We start from the raw sequence: 4709 nt of genomic DNA, 5'->3' as shown, positions 1-4709 counted from the left end.
CGTGCTCCCCGACCGCGCCTTCGACGCCTTCATCCGCCGCGCCACCCGAGTACCGTCATCCTGACGGACTCGTCCGGCAGAGCCCTCCACCGGTGCAGCGTCAGCCGATTCGACAGTCGGCAGGCGCCCGATGGGCCGAAGGCGCTTCACCGGTGATGCGGATGTGGTTGCCGGCACGCTGGGTCAGGTAGTCAGCCATGCAGGAAGTCGACACGAGGCTGCGGGCTGGGTGAGGACAGCGGAACCTTCACCACCGCCCCGAGGTGGCTGGACTCGGGCGGGAGCCGAATGGCCAGGTAGTCGTCGTCGCGCTCCCAGGACAACCCGTCCGCATCGCGGTGGCCGAGCAGCTCGACCCGGTCGAACCCGTGCGGCAGCAGACCGGACGCCCTCCCCAGCGACCGGATGCGCGCGACGCCGTCCGCTGACCGGCCCAGGAGGATGGCATACAGGTATAGGCCCGTCACATCGGTGCGGGTGGTGAAGCGCACGTCGGCCGCCGTATACGCCTTCCGGCCGTCGTCGACGAAGGAGCCGGCCGCATTCTGTGTCGGTCCCTCCCCCGGGATGACCCACGGCCTGGTCCCGTAGATCGCCTCGCCGTTGATGTTCAACCAGTCGCCGAGTCCATCCAGGAGGAGCTGTTCCTCCTCGGCGATGGTGCCATCCGGCTTCGGCCCGACGTTGAGCAGCAGTACGCCGTTCTTGGCGACGACGTCGGCCAGCTCGGCCACGAGGTCGGCGACCGACTTGTACCGGTGACCGTCGACCCAGCACCAGGCCACCTTCGACACGGCGGTGTCGTTCTGCCATACGTCGGGCCGGATCTCTGCCATCGATCCTCGCTCGATGTCGTAGACGGCGGCGCCGGCGCGGAAGGCGGACCACTTGTGGTTGATGACGACGCCACGGCCCCAGCGGTCGGCCTGGTTGTAGTAGTAGGCGGCTAGCCGCCGCAGGTACGGCTCGAACGCCGGCTGCTCGACCCACCAGTCGAACCACAGGACCTGCGGACGATACCGGTCGATCACCTCGACGGTCCGCAGCAGCCAGTCCTCGAGGAACTGCTCGTTCGGCGCCGTCTCCTCACGCATGGCCGGGCCGTAGAAGTCGGCGAACTCCGGGTCCCGGACATCGGAGTCGAAGCGGCTGCCGCCGTTCATGAACCACCAGTGCTCCGCCCGGTGCGACGACACCCCGAACACCATGCCCGCGTCACGTGTGGCGGTAGCCAGCTCGCCGATCACATCGCGGCGCGGACCCATCAGTGGAGCCTTCCAGCGCGAGCGCGCGGTGTCGTACATGGCGAACCCGTCATGATGCTCGGCCACCGGCACCACGAACTGCGCACCCGCTCGACGGAACGCTCGAACCCACTCCTGGGCGTCGAACCGCTCACCGTGGAACCGCGGGATGAAGTCCTTGTAGCCGAACTCCGCCTGCGGGCCGTGCGTCGCGACGTGGTGGTCGTACTCCGGGGATCCCTCCAGATACATGGTGCGGGCGTACCACTCGTTGCGGAAAGCCGGGACGCTGTAGACGCCCCAGTGGACGAAGATGCCGAACTTCGCGTCCTGATACCACGGCGGGGCTGAGTAGCCGCTCGTCAGCGACTCCCAGGCGTCGGAGAACGGCCCGTCGCGCACCACGGCGGTGACCCGGGCCAGATCGGCATCGTCGCCCTCACGGCGCGGGACGACACGGGGAGGCCACGGCCCCGGAGCCGCTTCGCCCGTTCCCGCGTGGTCGCGAGTGGTCCCGCCGTCATCGCTCATGGTCGGTCGGCTCCTTCACGTCTGCGCTAGTCCTCTACCGTCCTGGCTGTATGCCAGATTCAGAATGTGAGCGTTATCAAAGTGTGAGCAGCAGGGCTTGACATCTGCCCCCACTCCGGTACGTTCACCGTCACACGGTCCGTTTAACGATAAAGCAATGAGGTCTACGGAGGTGCTGCATGACCACGATCCGGGCGGGGCGGCGCTCAGCGAGTCGTCTCACGCAGCACGAGTCGCGCGTTCACCATGGTCGTCACCTGCGGAGGCACTTCTGCGCCACCGTTGCCGCCGGCCGCCATCCGGCGATCGAGCAGTTCGACAATCCGCTCGGCCATCGCGCCGTTACCCGGCTCGACCGAGGACAGGCGCGGGACCAGGAACTCCGTCTCCGTTCCGTTGTCGAAGCCCATCACCTGCACGTCCTGCGGCACCTGGAGCCCGGCGTCAGCGAGCGCGCGGAGGACGCCCATCGCCGCGGCGTCTGTGAACGCGAACACGGCGTCGAACGGCACCCCGGACTCCTGCAACCAGGTGAGCGCCCGGAATCCCGACGGAGTGGTGAACGACTCGACCTCGACGACGAGGCGCGGGTCGATCTCGACGCCGAGCTCCGCGTGGGCCTGCCGGTAGCCACGGGTGCGCAGCGACGGCATGTCCTCGGTCCCGTCGTCGTGACGGCCCCCGATGACGGCGATGCGCCGCGCCCCCGACTTCAGCAGGTGCCGGGTGGCCAGGCGAGCACCGCCGACGTTGTCCATCATGATGTGGTCGAAGGCCGGCGGCACCGGGCGCTCGCCGATGAACACGACGGGAGTCTCGAAGCTCACCTGGTCGAGGTCGGCGGCGTCGAGGCGCAGCAGGCTCATGATGAGGCCGTCGTACATGCGCAGCCGGCCGAACGAGATGGCCTCGAGCTCGCGCTCCGGGCTGGCGTTGGTCTGTTCCAGCACCAGGTGGAGCCCGCGCTCGTGCAGGTCGCGGGCCAGCCGGGTGGCCAGCTGTGCGTAGTAGGGGCCGTCGAGGTCCGGAACGATCAGCCCGACCGCGCCGGTCCGCCCGGCGCGCAGATGCCTGGCCGCGTGGTTCACCTGGTATCCCAGGTCCGCGATGGTCGCCAGTACACGCAGCCGGGTCTCGGCGCTGACACCAGTTCGTCCGTTGATCACGTTCGACACCGTCATCGCCGACACACCGGCCTCACGAGCCACATCGATCATCCGCACCACGGCTCCATCATCCCCTGAATGTCCAGTCCCACATCCGAACCGAAGGAGTGATCCCGATGACGCGACGCTCGAGAGTCCTGCCCGCCGTCCTGGCGATCGGCGCGCTCACCATCGCCGCCTGTGGTGGTGGCGATGACAGCGCCGAGGGCGGCGGCACCACCCTGACCTTTCTCTCCTGGGACAACGAGGAGATCATGACGCCGGTGTTCGAGGCCTTCGAGGAGGCCCATCCGGACATCACGATCGAGGCGTCCTACGCCCCGCCCGTCGCCGAGTACATCCAGGCGCTGCAGACGCGCGTCCTGTCGGGCACGGCACCCGACGTCTTCATCATCGCGGCGGAGAACAAGACCAACCTCATCGAGGGCGGTCACGTGCTGGACCTGGCCGGCGAGGACTTCGTGGCCAACACCCCCGAGTTCAACCAGGAGACCTACGGCGCGGACGGCGCCGTCTACGGACTGTCGGTCAGCACGTGGGGCAGCGGCATCACGTACAACAAGGACCTGCTCGCACAGATCGGCATGGACACACCGCCCCAGGACTGGGAGGAGTTCCTGCAGATGTGCGCCGACCTCCAGGACGCCGGCATCACGCCGTTCCTGGAGTCCCTGCAGAACATGCCGACCATCCTGACGGCCTTCCTCGGCTCGTACAGCGCGTCGATGGACGGCCGGATGGACGAGGAGATCTTCTCCGGAGCGGCGACGTTCGAGGACCACTGGACCGCATCGCTCGAGCAGTACAACCGCATGTACGCCGACGGGCTGGTCAGCAGCGACACGGTGGGCCTGTCGCCTGACCAGGTCCGCGACGAGTTCATCAACGGCAGGGTGGCGATGTTCCCCGCCGGCCCCTGGGATCTCCCGGCCATCCGCGAAGGCGCGCCGGACATGGAGGTCGAGATGGTGCCGGTGCCCGCAGTCGACGGCGGCCAGCCCTTCATCGCCGGCGCGGCCGGAGTGGGCTATGCCATCAACTCCGATTCGGACAACCTCGACGCGGCGAAGACCTTCCTCGAGTTCCTCGGCTCGCCCGACGGCATGCGGCCGTGGCAGGAAGGACTGGGCGCCATCTCGGTCACCACCGACTACGAGCCGGTGCTCGACGAAGCCCTCACGCCCATCCTCGAGGACGTCCGGGCCGGCAACGTCTACCTGCCGCAGATCTCCTGGCAGCGGGCCGAGGACGTGCTCAACGTCGAGGCAGTGGCCCAGCTCCAGCTGATGGCGCAGGGCCGGCTCACACCGCGAGAGGTGGCCCAGGCGCTCGACCGGAAACTGGCGGCGTCGTGACGGTCGCCGTCCCGCAGAAGCGCACCGCCGCGGGCGAACCCGCCCGCGGCGGCAGCGCCGGCCGCACGCGGCGGCCGGGTCGGTCGGGCGGCTGGCGCGAGGCGAGCGCCCACCAGCTGTTCCTCGTGCCGGTGGCCGCGGTGTTCATCGTGCTGTTCGTGATCCCGCTCGGGCAGACGTTCTACTGGAGCCTCACCGACTTCACCGGTTACTCCGACGACGTCGCGTTCGTCGGGCTGGACAACTACCGGGTCATCCTCTCCGATCCGTCGATGCTCGCCGGGCTCAGCTTCACGCTGCTGTTCGCGGTGGGCACGACCGTGCTCATCACCGTGCTCGCCATCCCCTTGGCCGTCGCGCTCAACCAGCGCATCGCCGGCCGCAACCTGGCGCGGTCGCTGTTCTTCTTCCCG

Annotated in this window: 4 protein-coding genes; 2 read left to right on the top strand and 2 right to left on the bottom strand. The window is 68.5% G+C overall.

The genetic code is table 11. The features are described 5' to 3' along the window. Positions 1-191: 191 nt before the first annotated feature. Both DZA62_RS35155 and DZA62_RS35150 read right to left on the bottom strand, forming a co-directional pair. Positions 192-1775: an alpha-L-fucosidase gene (locus DZA62_RS35155; RefSeq protein WP_116953653.1), complete on the bottom strand. Its 1584-nt coding sequence runs from the start codon at positions 1773-1775 to the stop codon at positions 192-194. 206 nt (positions 1776-1981) lie between these two features. Then, positions 1982-2992 carry a LacI family DNA-binding transcriptional regulator gene (locus DZA62_RS35150; protein ID WP_116953655.1) on the bottom strand — a complete coding sequence of 337 codons (1011 nt, stop codon included), beginning with the start codon at positions 2990-2992 and terminating at the stop codon, positions 1982-1984. Positions 2993-3057: 65 nt separating this feature from the next. Between DZA62_RS35150 and DZA62_RS35145 the strand changes: the two genes are divergently transcribed. Beyond that, entirely contained in the window at positions 3058-4296 is a 1239-nt protein-coding gene (locus tag DZA62_RS35145) for an ABC transporter substrate-binding protein (RefSeq protein WP_157988111.1), read from the top strand. Then, positions 4293-4709, top strand: a 417-nt coding sequence (locus DZA62_RS35140) for a carbohydrate ABC transporter permease (RefSeq protein WP_198664544.1), incomplete at its 3' end; no start/stop codon positions are given. The genes DZA62_RS35145 and DZA62_RS35140, both read left to right, overlap by 4 nt.

Source organism: Jiangella endophytica (assembly GCF_003427025.1).
GTDB lineage: Bacteria > Actinomycetota > Actinomycetes > Jiangellales > Jiangellaceae > Jiangella > Jiangella endophytica.
This window is presented reverse-complemented; position numbering and strand designations above follow the sequence as displayed.